General features: G+C 71.4%; 13 protein-coding genes, 3 tRNA genes and 2 pseudogenes. 7 read left to right on the forward strand and 11 right to left on the reverse strand.

Translation table 11 applies throughout. The annotated features are described in order from the left end of the window. Positions 1–460 (forward strand): annotated as a pseudogene (locus I59_RS19145) (1-pyrroline-5-carboxylate dehydrogenase); the annotation flags it as partial. Between the two features lie 184 nt (positions 461–644). Here I59_RS19145 and I59_RS04185 read toward each other — a convergent pair. Together I59_RS04185 and I59_RS04190 are read right to left on the reverse strand one after the other, a co-directional pair. Then, positions 645–968, reverse strand: a complete 324-nt coding sequence (locus I59_RS04185) for a hypothetical protein (protein WP_022902794.1) — start codon at positions 966–968, stop codon at positions 645–647. Beyond that, a complete protein-coding gene (locus I59_RS04190) occupies positions 965–1,960 on the reverse strand; it encodes an SDR family oxidoreductase (protein ID WP_022902795.1) in 996 nt (331 codons plus the stop codon). The genes I59_RS04185 and I59_RS04190 overlap by 4 nt, the downstream gene beginning before the upstream one ends. 92 nt (positions 1,961–2,052) lie before the next feature. Here I59_RS04190 and I59_RS04195 point away from each other — a divergent pair, with 92 nt between their 5' ends. Together I59_RS04195 and I59_RS04200 are read left to right on the forward strand one after the other, a co-directional pair. Continuing rightward, positions 2,053–2,703, forward strand: a complete 651-nt coding sequence (locus I59_RS04195; RefSeq protein WP_022902796.1) for a hypothetical protein — start codon at positions 2,053–2,055, stop codon at positions 2,701–2,703. Beyond that, positions 2,700–3,413: a hypothetical protein gene (locus I59_RS04200; protein WP_022902797.1), complete on the forward strand. Its 714-nt coding sequence runs from the start codon at positions 2,700–2,702 to the stop codon at positions 3,411–3,413. The genes I59_RS04195 and I59_RS04200 overlap by 4 nt, the downstream gene beginning before the upstream one ends. Here I59_RS04200 and I59_RS04205 read toward each other — a convergent pair. From I59_RS04205 to I59_RS04220, 4 genes and pseudogenes are all read right to left on the reverse strand, one after another. Then, entirely contained in the window at positions 3,385–4,122 is a 738-nt protein-coding gene (locus I59_RS04205) for a YqjF family protein (RefSeq protein WP_022902798.1), read from the reverse strand. The two genes, I59_RS04200 and I59_RS04205, sit on opposite strands and share 29 nt — an antisense overlap. After that, positions 4,119–4,941 (reverse strand): annotated as a pseudogene (locus I59_RS19150) (nitroreductase family protein). The gene I59_RS04205 and the pseudogene I59_RS19150 overlap by 4 nt, the downstream one beginning before the upstream one ends. Before the next feature lie 3 nt (positions 4,942–4,944). Next, positions 4,945–5,277 (reverse strand): hypothetical protein, encoded by a 333-nt coding sequence (locus I59_RS04215; protein ID WP_148286081.1) that lies wholly within the window; start codon positions 5,275–5,277, stop codon positions 4,945–4,947. Between the two features lie 80 nt (positions 5,278–5,357). Next, the gene (locus tag I59_RS04220) at positions 5,358–5,795 is read right to left on the reverse strand and encodes an Lrp/AsnC family transcriptional regulator (RefSeq protein ID WP_022902800.1); all 438 of its coding nucleotides are present in this window, start codon (positions 5,793–5,795) and stop codon (positions 5,358–5,360) included. Positions 5,796–6,038: 243 nt separating this feature from the next. Here I59_RS04220 and ddaH point away from each other — a divergent pair, with 243 nt between their 5' ends. Both ddaH and rocD read left to right on the forward strand, forming a co-directional pair. Further along, positions 6,039–6,929, forward strand: a complete 891-nt coding sequence (ddaH, locus tag I59_RS04225; RefSeq protein ID WP_022902801.1) for a dimethylargininase — start codon at positions 6,039–6,041, stop codon at positions 6,927–6,929. Further along, positions 6,929–8,164, forward strand: a complete 1,236-nt coding sequence (gene rocD / locus I59_RS04230; RefSeq protein WP_022902802.1) for an ornithine--oxo-acid transaminase — start codon at positions 6,929–6,931, stop codon at positions 8,162–8,164. Before ddaH ends, rocD begins: the two co-directional genes overlap by 1 nt. Before the next feature lie 180 nt (positions 8,165–8,344). Here the strand turns inward: rocD and I59_RS04235 are convergent, their stop codons facing one another. Both I59_RS04235 and I59_RS04240 read right to left on the reverse strand, forming a co-directional pair. Continuing rightward, the gene (locus I59_RS04235; RefSeq protein ID WP_022902803.1) at positions 8,345–9,337 is read right to left on the reverse strand and encodes an SDR family oxidoreductase; all 993 of its coding nucleotides are present in this window, start codon (positions 9,335–9,337) and stop codon (positions 8,345–8,347) included. A 58-nt stretch (positions 9,338–9,395) separates the two neighbouring features. After that, positions 9,396–10,040, reverse strand: coding sequence for a hypothetical protein (locus I59_RS04240; RefSeq protein ID WP_022902804.1), 645 nt, complete (start codon positions 10,038–10,040; stop codon positions 9,396–9,398). 191 nt (positions 10,041–10,231) lie between these two features. Here I59_RS04240 and I59_RS04245 point away from each other — a divergent pair, with 191 nt between their 5' ends. Then, on the forward strand, positions 10,232–11,242 hold the full coding sequence (locus I59_RS04245; protein WP_022902805.1) for an aldo/keto reductase family protein: 1,011 nt from the start codon (positions 10,232–10,234) through the stop codon (positions 11,240–11,242). Between the two features lie 192 nt (positions 11,243–11,434). Here the strand turns inward: I59_RS04245 and I59_RS04250 are convergent. The 3 genes from I59_RS04250 to I59_RS04260 form a co-directional block, all read right to left on the reverse strand. After that, positions 11,435–11,507, reverse strand: a tRNA-Phe gene (locus I59_RS04250). A 1-nt stretch (position 11,508) separates the two neighbouring features. Further along, positions 11,509–11,585: transfer RNA gene (locus I59_RS04255), tRNA-Asp, on the reverse strand. 72 nt (positions 11,586–11,657) lie between these two features. Continuing rightward, a tRNA-Glu gene (locus tag I59_RS04260) sits at positions 11,658–11,730 on the reverse strand. Positions 11,731–12,032: 302 nt separating this feature from the next. Here I59_RS04260 and I59_RS04265 point away from each other — a divergent pair. Next, complete coding sequence (locus tag I59_RS04265; RefSeq protein WP_022902806.1) at positions 12,033–13,310, forward strand: M23 family metallopeptidase; 1,278 nt, start codon at positions 12,033–12,035, stop codon at positions 13,308–13,310. Positions 13,311–13,358 lie beyond the last annotated feature (48 nt).

Raw genomic sequence — 13,358 nt, forward strand, 5'->3', positions numbered from 1 at the left:
GACGCCGCCGGGCACCGTCATGCTCAGCACGGCTCGGCCGCTGCCCGGGCCGCTCACCCAGCTCTTCGCCTCCGCTCGCTCCCCGCTCGACGTCGTCGACCACCTCGTCGAGAGCGACGAAGACTTCCTCGCGCGTGCGGCGTCCGGTGCCGTCTTCGACCGTCGGTGGAGCGACGCGGACGACGAACCGCAGGACGCACTCGAGCAGGTGCTCGCACAACCCGACCGGCCTCGGCACACCGCGTTCGGCGGTCCCGGCAGCCGCATCCGGTTGCTCGGCGGCGACCCGCTCGCGCTCGAGGAGGCCCTCGGAGCGAGCGTCGACACCGCCATCCACGACGCTCCGGTGGTGGAGTCGGGACGCATCGAGATGCTGCCGTTCCTCCGCGAGCAGTCCGTGTCGATCACGGCGCACCGCTTCGGCGACCTCGACCCCGACTTCCAGGAGCTCCGGGTCTGACGACGGCGCAGTCCTCGTCGACGGCCTGTCACCGGGCGAACGGGACGACGGCCGCGGGCGGGTGCAGGTCCACAGCCGTGGGCCCCGACCCGGGGTCTGCGACGCCGAGCGGTCCGGGCTCAGGTGGCCCGCCTGGAGGCACGGCGCGCGTTCCGTGCGGACGTCGTCTGACCGGGGGGCCGGGTCAGCGGCGGCCGCGACTGCGGCCGCGGCCGACGGCGGTCACCTCCGCGACGGCGAGTGCCGCCGCGAGGACCAGCTGCACGGCGGCGAAGCGGCGCAGGCGTCCACCGAGCAGCGCGACCGGGACCATCGACGCGCCGTGCAGCACGTCCACGACGGCGCTCGCGGTGTGGGCGTCCGGCGAACCGGAGCGTGACACCAGCACCGCCTGCGCCGTCTGTCGCACCGCGAGCACCGCGTCGAGCACCGGCGTCCTGCGCGGTTCGAGGAGCCGGACCGCGTGGCCACCGGCGACCGCGAGCCGCAGGACCTCGACCGTCCTCACTTCCGACGCCCCGCCGCGAGCGCCACTGCCCCTGCGACGCCGAGCACTGCGCCGATGATGCCGTTGCCGAGCCGTCGGTGCTCGACCCACCAGGTCTGCGGCGACCAGGCGTGCGCCGAGTCGTCGAAGACGCCGTGGGCGCCGTGGTCGCCCGGGATCGGCTCGGAGAGGTTGACGCCGAGCGCGGCGCCGTCCTTCTGCGGCGCCTGTTGCCCGGACACGAGCGTCTTGGCGGCGTACCAGTCCGCGAACCGTGCGCTGATCCGGTTGCCGAGGATCGTGTACACGGTCGACTCACCGACCCACGTGCGGCGTCGGGGCCGCTCGGCCGTCGCGGCGATCGCTCGTGCGCCCACCTCGGGCTGGTAGATCGGTGCGACCGGCTGTGCCTGGTGCGGCAGCTGCGACTTCACCCACTGGAACTGGATCGTGTTGAGTGCCGGCATGTCGACCCGGGAGATCGCGACCCTGCTGCCCTGCTCCTCGAGTTCGGACACGACCGACTCGGTGAACCCGACGATCGCGTGCTTGGCGCCGCAGTACGCGGCCTGCAGGGGGATCCCGCGGAAGCCCAGTGCCGAGCCGACCTGGATCACCTGGCCGCGATCGCGGGGGACCATGCGGGACAGTGCCGCTCGGATGCCGTTCACGCAGCCGAGGTAAGTGACCCGGAGCGCCCGCTCGAAGTCGTCGGGGTCGGTGTCGAGGAAGCGCCCGAACACCCCGACCATGACGTCGTTCACCCAGAGGTCGATCGGCCCGAGCTCGGCCTCGACCCGGTCGGCCGCGGCCTCGACGGCCTCGCGCTCCGAGACGTCGACGAGCACAGCCAGCCCGCGGCGTCCCGCTGCCTCGACCTCGGCGACCGCCGCGTCGACCCCGTCCTTCCCGCGGGCGAGGACGGCGACCTCCCACCCCCGCGCGGCGAGCTCGCGCACCGTCGCCCGTCCGAGCCCCGCCGATCCACCGGTCACCACTGCCACACGTGTCATGACCCCGTTCTACCGATGCGAGCACGGACCCCCACCCAGCCGGTGTCCCCTGGAGCGGCGCGCGGGAGGCCGGCGACGAGGATGATGGCCCCGTGGACACCCGAGCAGAGGACACGGTCGACGAGGCGCCGCCGCCCGGCTGGGTCCTCGACACCCCCACCCGACACCGCGAGGTCTGGACGCTCCCGGCCTGCGCGGCGGCCCTCGCCGTCCTCCTCGCCCTGCTCGGCACGCAGTTCGGTGAGACGCTCGGCCTGGTCGTCTGCACGGCGAGCGCGGTCGTCGTCGCCGCGGGCGCGGTCGCCCTGGCCGTGGCCGGGCGGACGGCCTACGCGGAACAGACGGTCGCAGCGACGTGGCGGCTGCACGTCGTCCGCGTGGTCGTCGGGGTGACCACGACGTCGACCATCGCGGTCGGCTCCCTGGCCGTCGGGTTCCCGCTCGGCTGGTTCTTCGGGGCGGCGGCGTGGGTACCGATGTCGTTCCGACTGGCCCGGTCCGTCCCGCGCACCGACAGGGTGATCGTCGCCTGGGCCTCGGTGTCCCTGGCGGTGGCGTGCCTGACCCTGTCCGTCGTGGGCTTCACGGTCCACGACCTCCCGCAGCGCTTCTCGGTGACGTGGATCGGTCCGGGCGCGATCCTGGGCGCGCTGGCCCTGGCGATGGCGGTCGTGCAGTTCGCCCTCGCCGAGCGGACGCCGCCGGACCCGTTCCTCGCCGAGCAGGACGGAGCCGACACGTGACGTCCGATCGTCGACCGGCCGACGACGACGCCCGCGCCCGCGACGACGCCCGCGCGGACGACGACGCCCATGCCGACGACGATGCCCGCGACGACGCGGAGCTCGAACCACGGTGGGTCCGCCGGACACCGATCCTGCCCGAGCAGTGGTGGGCCCCTCCCGCCGGGCTGGCCGTCGCAGCGCTGGCGGTCCTGGCGATCGGCGTCTGGCTGCACCGCGCCGCGCTGCCCCTGGCGATCGTCGTCTGCGTCGTGGGCCTGGTCGGCGCGGTCGTGCTCGCCGTGGCCGGACGGCACGCGTACTGGTCCCCGGGTCGGGCGGCGGCCTGGCGTCTGCACCGCACCCGGGTCGTGGCGTGGAGCTCCGCCGGCGTCGCGCTCGTCGTGTTCGGGCTCGCGATCGGGGCGCAGGTGGTTCTCATCGGCCTCGTGGTCGCGGGGACGATGGTGCACACCCTGCGGCGCGACGACCCGACGCGCTTCGAGCTCCGCGGCCGGGCGGTGGCATCGGTCGCCGTCGCGGTGGCGTCGGCCGTCCTCGCGATCGTCGCACTGACGGTCCCCGGCATCGACGACCGGTCCGCGGCCCGGTGGTCCGGATGGGGGCTCCTCGTCGTGCCGGCCGCCGCGGTCGTCGCGCTGGTCTCCTGGCGCGCTGCCGGCCGCCGCGACGACGACCCGCTCAGCGCCCCAGACCGAACCGCGTCGTGACCTTCGGCGCGTAGAGGACCGAGTCCGGCTCGAGCTCCGTCAGCCCGAACGGCAGCCCGGCCGCCCCGGCGAGGTCGTCCCGGAGGTGCACGATCGTCGCCCGGTGCAGCGGCCACGGCTCGTGTTCGTTCGGCCAGAACCGGGTCCGGCCGGCGCGGCGCACGTGCATGCCCCAGCGGGCGGTGAGGAACGTCTCGAGGGCGGTGGGCTCCGCGATCGGCGAGCCGATCCGCACGTCGACCATCGACCGGGTGTGCGTCCCGTGCCGCCGCATCGCGTAGGCGGCGCGGTCGGGCTCCGGACGACGGAACTCGGCGTGCGCCCACCAGTACGGCAGCGCGGTCGCGACCCGGGCCCCGATGGTGGGCAGGAGCTTCCCGGCGTCGAGTGACAGGAACACGACACCGTGCCGCCCCTGGTCGTCGACCGTGTAGACGCGGATGTTCACCTCGACGAAGTCACCGACCCGGCCGACGCGGATCGGCGGGAACGCCGTGTCGGTGAAGCGGAACGCGATGAGTCCCACCCACGTGGTCGCGCCGTCGTCGACCCCGTCGGCCCCGAGCGTGTCCGGGCGGGTGCCGCGCGGCAGGTGCGGTGCGACCGCCGAGACGTCGACCCGCCAGTGCACGAACACGACGTCGCGCCAGTCCTGCTGGATCCACGGGCGGCCGGTCAGTCCCGGAGCGGCCGCCGAGATCGCCGTCATCGGAGGTCCTCCCCGCCGGCGGGCGCGACGTCGTCCCAGCCCTGCTGCGGTGTGTCGCAGGTCCCGCGGAAGACGTACTGGGACGGACGCTTCCGTTCGCTCGAGGTCCAGTCGATCGCCGGACGCCGACGCTCGGGCGGCAGGTACCCGATCCGGTAGACGGCCATGAGCTCGAGGGACGGCGGGACCCGGAGCAGCCCCTCGATCTCCTCCCACGCGCCGGGGGTCTCCATCGGGAACGAGACGAACTGGATCCCGAGGCCGAGCTCGGTCGTGGCGAGCCAGACGTTCTCCATCGCCGCTCCCATGCTGAACACCGAGTAGAAGCCCGACAGCTCCTCCTTCCGGTACTCGTGCCGGTCGAGCATCACGCCGAGCAGCAGCGGCGACCCGGCGACGAGCTTCCGGTTCTCCTCACCGAGGGTGTGCGGCACGCGCAGGGTGTTCATCAGCAGCTGCCCGCGCTTCGTGAAGACCTGCTTCGTGAACGGCTTGAGCGGCCCGGGCAGCTTGTCGAACAGCATGCCGTCGCGCCGCTCGTCCATCTCGGCCTGCGAGAACCGGAAGTACGGCTTGTACCGCTCGAAGAAGGTGCCCTCGGCCATCGTCCGCGTCATCGAGGACCCGCTGATCTGCGCGACGCGATCGATCGTCGAACGCTCCTCGACGAGCACGAACCGCCAGGGCTGGCTGTTCAGCTGCGACGGCGCACGCCCCGCGAGCTCCATCAGCACCCCGCTGGTGTTCCTCGAAGACGGGGTCGGGCAGGAACGCCCCGTTGGTCGTGCGTCGGCGTCGGATCGCCTCGAAGAGCTCCACAGCTCACCTCTCTCGTCGGCCGCGCGCCAGCAGCGCCCCGAGGTAGGACGGGGCAGCGGCGACCGCGACCCTCCAGTGTGCTCCGGCACGGGGATCCGTCCTCGGAGCGACGGCCAGCGGGACGAGCGCGGGCAGCAGGAACAGGGCACTCCGGTCGCGCGTCCAGGCCGGTGTCGTGGCCGCCACCCCGGTCAGGGTCGCGGTCACGACGAACAGCCCGTGGTGCACCACCCGGAGCTTCCGCGTCCGGATGAGGCGCACGGCCACGGCCGTGCCCCAGAGGCAGTTGGCCGCGTACGCGGCGCAGGCGGCGGCGACCATCCGCCGGGCCGTCACCGACCGTCCTGGAGGCGCGCCGTGCCTCCCGGCTGTCGTCTTCCGTCCCACAGGGGCGAACCTACGCGCCGGGGGCGGGCTCAGGCCGAGTCGCGGGTGACCAGCTTCGACAGCACGATCGCGGACCGCGTGTGGTCGACCTGGGGCGCGAGCCGTACCCGGTCGAGCGCCTCCTCGAGCGCGGCGAGGTCCTTCGAGCGCATGTGCACGACCGCGTCGGCGCTGCCGGTGACCGTGCCGGCGTCGATCACCTCGGGCACGCTGTCGAGGAGCGATCGGAGCTCGTCGGGGGAGACCGTGCCGCGGCAGTAGAGCTCGACCCACGCCTCGGTGCCGCGGTCCTCGACGGCGGGGTCGACCTTGATCGTGAAGCCCTGGATCACCCCGTCCGCGACGAGTCGGTCGACCCGGCGCTTCACGGCCGAGGCCGAGAGTCCGACCACCGACCCGATGTCGCCGTAGCCGGCGCGGGCGTTGTCCCGGAGCTGATCCAGGATGCGGTGGTCGAGCGAATCCATTGCCCCAATGCTACGCGTGCTTCTTGCACGCCCGGTGGCTCCGGCGCACGAAACGTGCGTGCCCACAACGGGTGCCAGGCCGTGACCACCTCGTGACTGCACTGAGCGGACGGTGTGTGCAAGACTCTCGATCGGCGTCGACCTGGTCCGCTACGGCGAGTGAGCCTGCATCTCGCCGGAGCTCTGCAACTCGTCCAGTGGTGGTTCCTGGCAGGCTCGGGCCCCGGTCCCCCAGGAGGACTGATGTCGAACACCGCTCCCGAATCCCTCGCCACCCCGGCCCGTGTCGCGACCAAGCGCACGATCCTCATGTGCAAGCCGACCCACTACACGGTCAGCTACCGGATCAACCCGTGGATGCACCCGGAGGACCCGACCGACACGTCGAAGGCCGTCCAGCAGTGGCAGTCGCTCGTCGACGTCTACGAGCAGCTCGGCTTCGACATCTCGTACATCGAGCCGATCGAGGGCCTGCCCGACATGGTCTACGCGGCCAACGGCGGCTTCGTGCTCGACGGCGTCGCGTACGGCGCCAAGTTCCAGTACCCCGAGCGCCAGCCCGAGGGTCCGGCCTACATGGACTGGTTCCGCAGCGCCGGCCTGACCGTCGCCGAGCCCGAGGAGACCAACGAGGGCGAGGGCGACTTCCTGCTCATCGGGGACACGATCTTCGCCGGCACCGGCTTCCGCTCCGACAGCAGTTCGCACGAGGAACTCGCGAAGATCTACGGCCGCGAGGTCGTCACGCTCAGGCTCGTCAACCCGAGCTTCTACCACCTCGACACCGCGATCGCCGTGCTCGACCCCGAGCCCGATGCGTCCGGCCGGAGCAACATCGCCTACCTCGAGAGCGCCTTCGACGAGGCTTCGCTCGAGATCCTGCGCGAGCGCTTCCCGGACGCGATCATCGCCACGGAGGAGGACGCCGCGATCCTCGGCCTGAACTCGTACTCGGACGGCTACAACGTCGTGATCGCGTCGCGCGCCGAGCGGTTCGCGGAGCAGCTGCGCGAGAAGGGCTACAACCCGATCGGCGTCGACCTGTCCGAGCTCCTGCTCGGCGGCGGCGGCGTCAAGTGCTGCACGCTCGACCTGCACCCGGTCGGCACCGGCAACTCGGTCGCGCGGTCCTGATGGCCACCGCGATGTCCGCGTCGCTCGGTGCGGCGACGGCCGCCGCGCTCGCCGTGGAGGACCGCTCCCTCGCCCACAACTACAGCCCGCTGCCCGTCGTCATCGCGTCGGGCGACGGGGCGTGGGTGACGGACGTCGACGGCAAGCGCTACCTGGACGGCCTCGCCGCGTACTCCGCGGTGAACTTCGGCCACGGCAACGCCCGGCTGCTCGACGCCGCCCGGACCCAGCTCGACCGGGTGACCCTGACGAGCCGCGCGTTCGTCAACGACCGGCTCGGGCCGTTCGCCGCCGCGCTCGCGGACCTGACAGGCACGGACATGGTGCTCCCGATGAACACCGGGGCCGAGGCCGTCGAGTCCGCGATCAAGGTCTCGCGCGCCTGGGGCTACCGCGTCAAGGGCGTCCCGGCCGACCGGGCGACGATCATCGTCGCGTCCGGGAACTTCCACGGCCGCACGACCACGATCGTGTCGTTCTCCGACGACCCGACGGCCCGGAACGACTTCGGACCGTTCACGCCCGGGTTCCGCACCGTGCCGTACGGCGACGCGGACGCCCTCCGCGCCGCGATGGACGAGACCGTCGTCGCCGTCCTGCTCGAGCCGATCCAGGGCGAGGGCGGCGTGGTCATCCCGCCGGCGTCCTACCTGCCCGCGGTCCGGGAGGTCTGCGACGAGTTCGGCGCCCTCCTCGTCGCCGACGAGATCCAGTCCGGCCTCGGACGCACCGGCCACACCCTCGCGGTGCAGCGCGTCGGGGTCACGCCGGACCTGATCACGCTCGGCAAGGCGCTCGGCGGCGGCATCGTCCCGGTGTCCGCCGTGGTCGGTCGCCGCGACGTGCTCGGCGTCCTGCGTCCGGGCGAACACGGCTCGACGTTCGGCGGCAACCCGCTGGCGGCGGCCGTGGGCTCCGAGGTCGTGGCGATGCTCGCCGAGGGCACGTTCCAGCAGCGGGCGCTCGACGGCGAGCCCGTGCTCCGAGGCCTCCTCGAGGACCTCGTCGGTCACGGGGTCGTCGCGCACCGCGTCGCCGGACTCTGGGCCGGGATCGACATCGACCCCGCGCTCGGGACCGGCAAGGAGATCGCGCACGACATGGCCGACCGGGGCGTCCTCGTGAAGGACACCCACGGGTCGACGATCCGCTTCGCGCCGCCGCTCGTCGTCACCGACGACGAGGTGCGGCACGCGGTCGGCGCGCTCGGTGAGGTCCTGCGCGCCCGCAGCTGACCGGGCGGGCGCACGCCGTGCCTCCCGGCCGGTGATCCTGTTCGTATCGCCTCCGCACAACCGAAATCACCCGGAACCACGCGATCACGTGGTTCCGGGTGTCTTCCGTTGTGCGCCGCCGCGTGGCGCGGCCCGCGCGCCGTGCCGCGCCGCGGTCCGCGCGCCGCGGCGCAGCGCGCGCTACACCGCCCAGCGCTCGGCGAGCTCGTCCATCAGCCCGTCGAGCCGCTCGTCGACGACCTGCTCCTCCGGGTGCGCCTCGTACCAGGCGATGACCTCGCGCACACCCTGCCGGTAGGGGATCCGCGGCCGGTACCACGGCACCAGGGACCGCACCTTGCTGTTGTCGAACACGGAGCTGTTCGCCTTGTCGCCGAGGAGCGCCGCACCCCACTCCGGGTCCACCGCGTTGATCGCGTCCGCGGGCACGTGCACGATCTTCAGATCGTCGACGCCGGCAGCCGCCGCGATCTCGTGGGCGATCTGGTTCCAGGTCGGCGCCTCGTCGCTCGTGATGGTGAAGGCCTCGCCGATCGCCGAGGCGTTGTCGAGCAGCCCCGTGAAACCGACCGCGAAGTCCCGGCTGTTCGTGAGGGTCCACAGCGACGACCCGTCACCCGTGATGATGACCGGCTTGCCCGCACGCATGCGTGCGACCGCGGTCCACCCGCCGGTCAGCGGGAGCTTCGTCTCGTCGTAGGTGTGCGACGGTCGGATGATCGTGACCGGGAAGTCCTGCTCCCGGTACGCCTGCATGAGCAGCTCCTCGCACGCGATCTTGTCGCGCGAGTACTGCCAGTACGGGTTCTTCAGCGGCGTCGACTCCGTGATCGGCAGGTGCGTCGCCGGGGTCTGGTACGCCGAGGCCGAGCTGATGAAGACGTACTGGCGCGTCCGGCCGGCGAAGGTCTCGACGTCCGCCTGCACCTGGTCGGGCGTGAACGCGATCCAGTTGATGACGACGTCCCACCGGCGGTCGCCCAGCACCTCCGCCAGTGCGGCGCGGTCCGACACGTCGGCCTGGAGGCGCGTCACCTGATCCGGGATCGGCCTGCCCCCGGTGGTCCCCCGGTTGAGCACCGTCACGTCGAACCCCTGCTCGACGGCTTCGCGGACACATGCGGCGCTGATCACCCCGCTGCCGCCGATGAACAGGACACTCGCTCCGGTCATGGATGCTCCTTCGCTCCTGGCGGTGCCGCTGTGCACCGCGCCCCTGCGATCCTGCACCTCATGCGCTGGGTCGGGTGGCGAGGACCGCGCGGAGCGACGTCGTGCACGCTGCCCACTCGGCGGCGACGGGGCTGATCCAATCGAGGAGCTCGATGGCGTAGTCGTGGTCGCGGTGCAGGTCGCGAGCGTGGATCGGCTCATGGTGCGCGGCGCGGTTCCGGACGAAGTGCAGCTGCTGGAGTCGCCGTGTCACCTCGCTCCGCCGCACGCGGAGGTTGTCCGGCCCGTGGGGGAAGGCCCTGTGGAGATCCGGTACCCAGAGCGAGGTGTGGTGCCGCGACTCGACGAGGTACCGCCAGAACCCGAAGGTGAGTTCCGCGATGACCCGGCCGTGGACTTCGTCGAGACGTGCGTTCCGACCTGCACGCGCTCGAGCCTTCGCCAGGTCTGCAGTGCCACGGGCGTCGGGCGGAGCCACGTCGAACCACGGTCGCCCGGAGCGGGCGGCCGCCCAAGCGCGAAGTTCTCGGTCGAGTGCGTTGCGGGCAACGACCTCGACGACGCCAGCGAGTTCCATGACCGACGCTGAGGCTCGCATGTTCCACGCGGACAGCCGCAGCGCACCGGCCGACGATCCCGTCACCTCGGCGCTAGACCGGAGTCGTTCGGCCGTGAGCAGACGCTCGAGCACGTCCTCCCGCATGATTCCCCTGCTACCGTTGATCGCGAAGACCCCGGAACGATCCCTGGCCCAGGCCACATCGCCGGGGTTTCGTCTTTGCCGGCCCATTCGTGAAACATCAGCGTACAGTCATCCGCTCGCACGGAGCTCGCGAAGACTACCGTCACGGTTCGGACCGCACCGACGCGGCCCACGACAGGAGTGACACGCACATGGAGTACCGCTACCTCGGGAACTCGGGCCTCAAGGTCTCCGAGATCACCTACGGCAACTGGCTGACCCACGCCTCCCAGGTCGAGAACGACGCGGCGATCGCCTGCGTCCGGGCGGCGCTGGACGTCGGCATCTCGACGTTCGACACCGCCGACGTCTACGCGAACACCGGCGCCGAGACCGTCCTCGGCGAGGCCCTCAAGGGGGAGCGCCGGCAGTCGCTCGAGATCGCGACGAAGGTGTTCGGCCCCACCGGGCCGAAGGGGCACAACGACACCGGTCTGTCACGGAAGCACATCCTCGAGTCCATCGACGGATCGCTCGAACGACTGCAGACCGACTACGTCGACCTCTACCAGGCGCACCGCTACGACTACGAGACGCCCCTCGAGGAGACGATGCAGGCGTTCGCCGACGTCGTCCGTCAGGGCAAGGTGCTGTACGTCGGTGTCAGCGAGTGGACCGCGGACCAGCTCCGTGCCGGTGCGGCACTGGCGAAGGAGCTCGGCTTCCAGCTCATCTCGAACCAGCCGCAGTACTCGGCGCTCTGGCGGGTCATCGAGGGCGAGGTCGTCCCCACCTCGAAGGAACTCGGCATCTCGCAGATCGTCTGGTCGCCCATCGCCCAGGGCGTGCTGACCGGCAAGTACCAGCCGGGCCAGCCGCTCCCTGAAGGGTCCCGTGCCACCGACGACAAGGGCGGCGCGAAGATGATCTCCCGGTTCATGAACGACGAAGTGCTCTCGGCCGTGCAGGACCTGAAGCCCGTCGCCGACGAGCTGAACCTGTCGATGGCGCAGCTCGCGGTGGCGTGGGTGCTGCAGAACGAGAACGTGGCGTCGGCGATCATCGGGGCCTCGCGGCCGGAGCAGGTGCACGACAACGCGGGTGCCGCCGGGGTCACCATCCCCGCCGAGCTGCTGACGCGGATCGACGACGCCCTGGGTGGTGTCGTCGAGCGCGACCCGGCGAAGACGAACGACAGCAGCCCGAAGGCGCGCGAGGCGTAGTCGCGGGGGCCGGCGCGCCGGTTCGACCTGCGTTCGCACAACCGGAGTCAGTCGGAACTGCGCCGAACCGCGGTGTGTGCTGACTTTGGTTGTGCGAACACGGTCGGCACCGCTGACACCCCGCGCGTCCGGGGACGGGGCAACTCCGGGAACGCGAAAAGGCCCCCTACCGGAGTAGGGGGCCTTTCACCGTGGCTGGACACGGCATCGATCCGTGGACCTTTCGATTTTCAGTCGAACGCTCTACCAACTGAGCTATCCAGCCGTGGCGACCCTGACGGGACTTGAACCCGCGACCTCCGCCGTGACAGGGCGGCACGCTAACCAACTGCGCTACAGGGCCATGTGTTGTTGTGGGTACTGCGTTGTGTGTACTGCTCGGTGGTGCTCTGCTTGCCTGCTCACTCACGAAGAGTGACCCCAACGGGATTCGAACCCGTGCTGCCGCCGTGAAAGGGCGGTGTCCTAGGCCACTAAACGATAGGGCCGCAAGCGGTGCAGTGCGCTACCGATGGACAAGCATACGGATGCCCCACGGGTTTCACAAATCGAGCCCCCTGAGCGCGTCCTCCCCGGCGTGTCGCGCCTGCCCCAACCGGCGGCGGGCCTTCACTCAGCGTGGGGCACCAGGCCCCGATTCGTGCTGTCGATGCCCGGGTGCGAGCATCGTCGTCGCCACCGGCTGCCCCTCGCACGAGGGGTGACCGGTTGCGGCACCTGTTGTTACTGTTGCGTCTGTTAACAGTGTTACGTGCGTGAGCCTTGCCGCGCTGTTACGAAATCGAGACACATGTCGACCTCACCAACGCTGTCCCTCCGCCACCGCAGCCGCGTCATCGCCGCAGCGGTCGCGGTCGTGCTCGCTGCCGGTGTCCTCGCCGCGCTCACGCCGAGCGGCCCGGCCAGCGCGACCACGTACCCCAGCTGGGACGACGTCCAGAAGGCCAAGTCGTCGACCCAGGCCCAGCAGGACAAGGTCAGCGAGATCAAGTCGCTGATCTCCTCGCTGCAGGCCGAGGCGAAGGCGAAGCAGCAAGCCGCGCAGTCCGCCGGCGAGGCGTACCAGGCCGCACAGTCGAAGTACGACGAGGCGACGCTCCGGCAGAAGTCGCTCCAGGGCCAGGCCGACGACGCGGAGAAGACCGCGAGTGCGTCCGAGGCGCAGGCGGGACAGCTGGCGGCCCAGCTCGGGCGCGCGAGCTCGAACACCGTCACCACGGACCTCCTCTCGCACCCGTCCGACTCCGGTGACCTGCTGTACGAGCTCGGCGCGATGTCGAAGCTCAGCGAACAGGCCGACGGCATCTACGCCCAGGCCTCCCAGGACCGTGGGACCGCCCAGGGCCTCGCGGACAAGGCGGACGTCGCGAAGCAGGCGCTCGGCGCACTGGCCGCGACCGCGCGCTCGAAGATGCAAGAAGCGCAGGGCGCCGCCGAGGCCGCACAGGACGCCGTCAGCGCGCAGACGGACAACCAGACGCGACTCGAGGCCCAGCTGACGCTCCTCACCACGAAGCAACGGGGTGTCGAGGCCAGCTACAAGAAGGGCGTCGAGGAGGAGAAGAAGCGGCAGGCGCGCATCGCCGCCGCTGCCGCCCGTGCTGCCGCTGCCGCCGCCGCGACGAGCCAGGGTGGGACCGGGGGCGGCTCCCCGAACGCGTCGGGCTGGGTCCGACCCGCCGGCGGCTACCAGACCAGCGGCTTCGGCATGCGCGTCGACCCCTACACGCACGCCGTCGCGCTGCATGCCGGGGTCGATCTCGCGCCCGCCTGCTACGCACCTATCTACGCCGCACACGACGGCACCGTCGTCTTCGCCGGGAACGGCGGCGGCTACGGCAACGAGGTCGTGCTCGACAACGGCGGCGGCATCTCCACGGCCTACGGGCACATCGTCGACGGCGGGATCCTCGTCGCGAACGGCCAGCACGTCTCGGCCGGGCAGCAGATCGCGAAGATCGGATCGACCGGCTGGTCGACCGGGTGCCACCTCCACTTCGAGACCCGGATCAACGGCGCCGCCACCGATCCGGTCCCCTTCATGGCAGCGCGGGGGATCTCGGTATGACCACGAGCGTCGCCAGGAGGCGTGACTCTAGAGGTCCCCCGGGACCGA

This window comes from Curtobacterium sp. B8 (assembly GCF_000333315.1).
Classification (GTDB): Bacteria; Actinomycetota; Actinomycetes; order Actinomycetales; family Microbacteriaceae; genus Curtobacterium; species Curtobacterium luteum.

Bases quoted from the DNA above. Each gene is read 5' to 3' on its own strand.
- I59_RS04190 (WP_022902795.1), bottom strand. From the start codon at position 1,960: ATGACACGTGTGGCAGTGGTGACCGGTGGATCGGCGGGGCTCGGACGG.
- I59_RS04205 (WP_022902798.1), bottom strand. From the start codon at position 4,122: ATGACGGCGATCTCGGCGGCCGCTCCGGGACTGACCGGCCGCCCGTGG.
- I59_RS04220 (WP_022902800.1), bottom strand. From the start codon at position 5,795: ATGGATTCGCTCGACCACCGCATCCTGGATCAGCTCCGGGACAACGCC.
- ddaH (WP_022902801.1), top strand. From the start codon at position 6,039: ATGTCGAACACCGCTCCCGAATCCCTCGCCACCCCGGCCCGTGTCGCG.
- rocD (WP_022902802.1), top strand. From the start codon at position 6,929: ATGGCCACCGCGATGTCCGCGTCGCTCGGTGCGGCGACGGCCGCCGCG.
- I59_RS04235 (WP_022902803.1), bottom strand. From the start codon at position 9,337: ATGACCGGAGCGAGTGTCCTGTTCATCGGCGGCAGCGGGGTGATCAGC.
- I59_RS04240 (WP_022902804.1), bottom strand. From the start codon at position 10,040: ATGCGGGAGGACGTGCTCGAGCGTCTGCTCACGGCCGAACGACTCCGG.
- I59_RS04245 (WP_022902805.1), top strand. From the start codon at position 10,232: ATGGAGTACCGCTACCTCGGGAACTCGGGCCTCAAGGTCTCCGAGATC.
- I59_RS04265 (WP_022902806.1), top strand. From the start codon at position 12,033: ATGTCGACCTCACCAACGCTGTCCCTCCGCCACCGCAGCCGCGTCATC.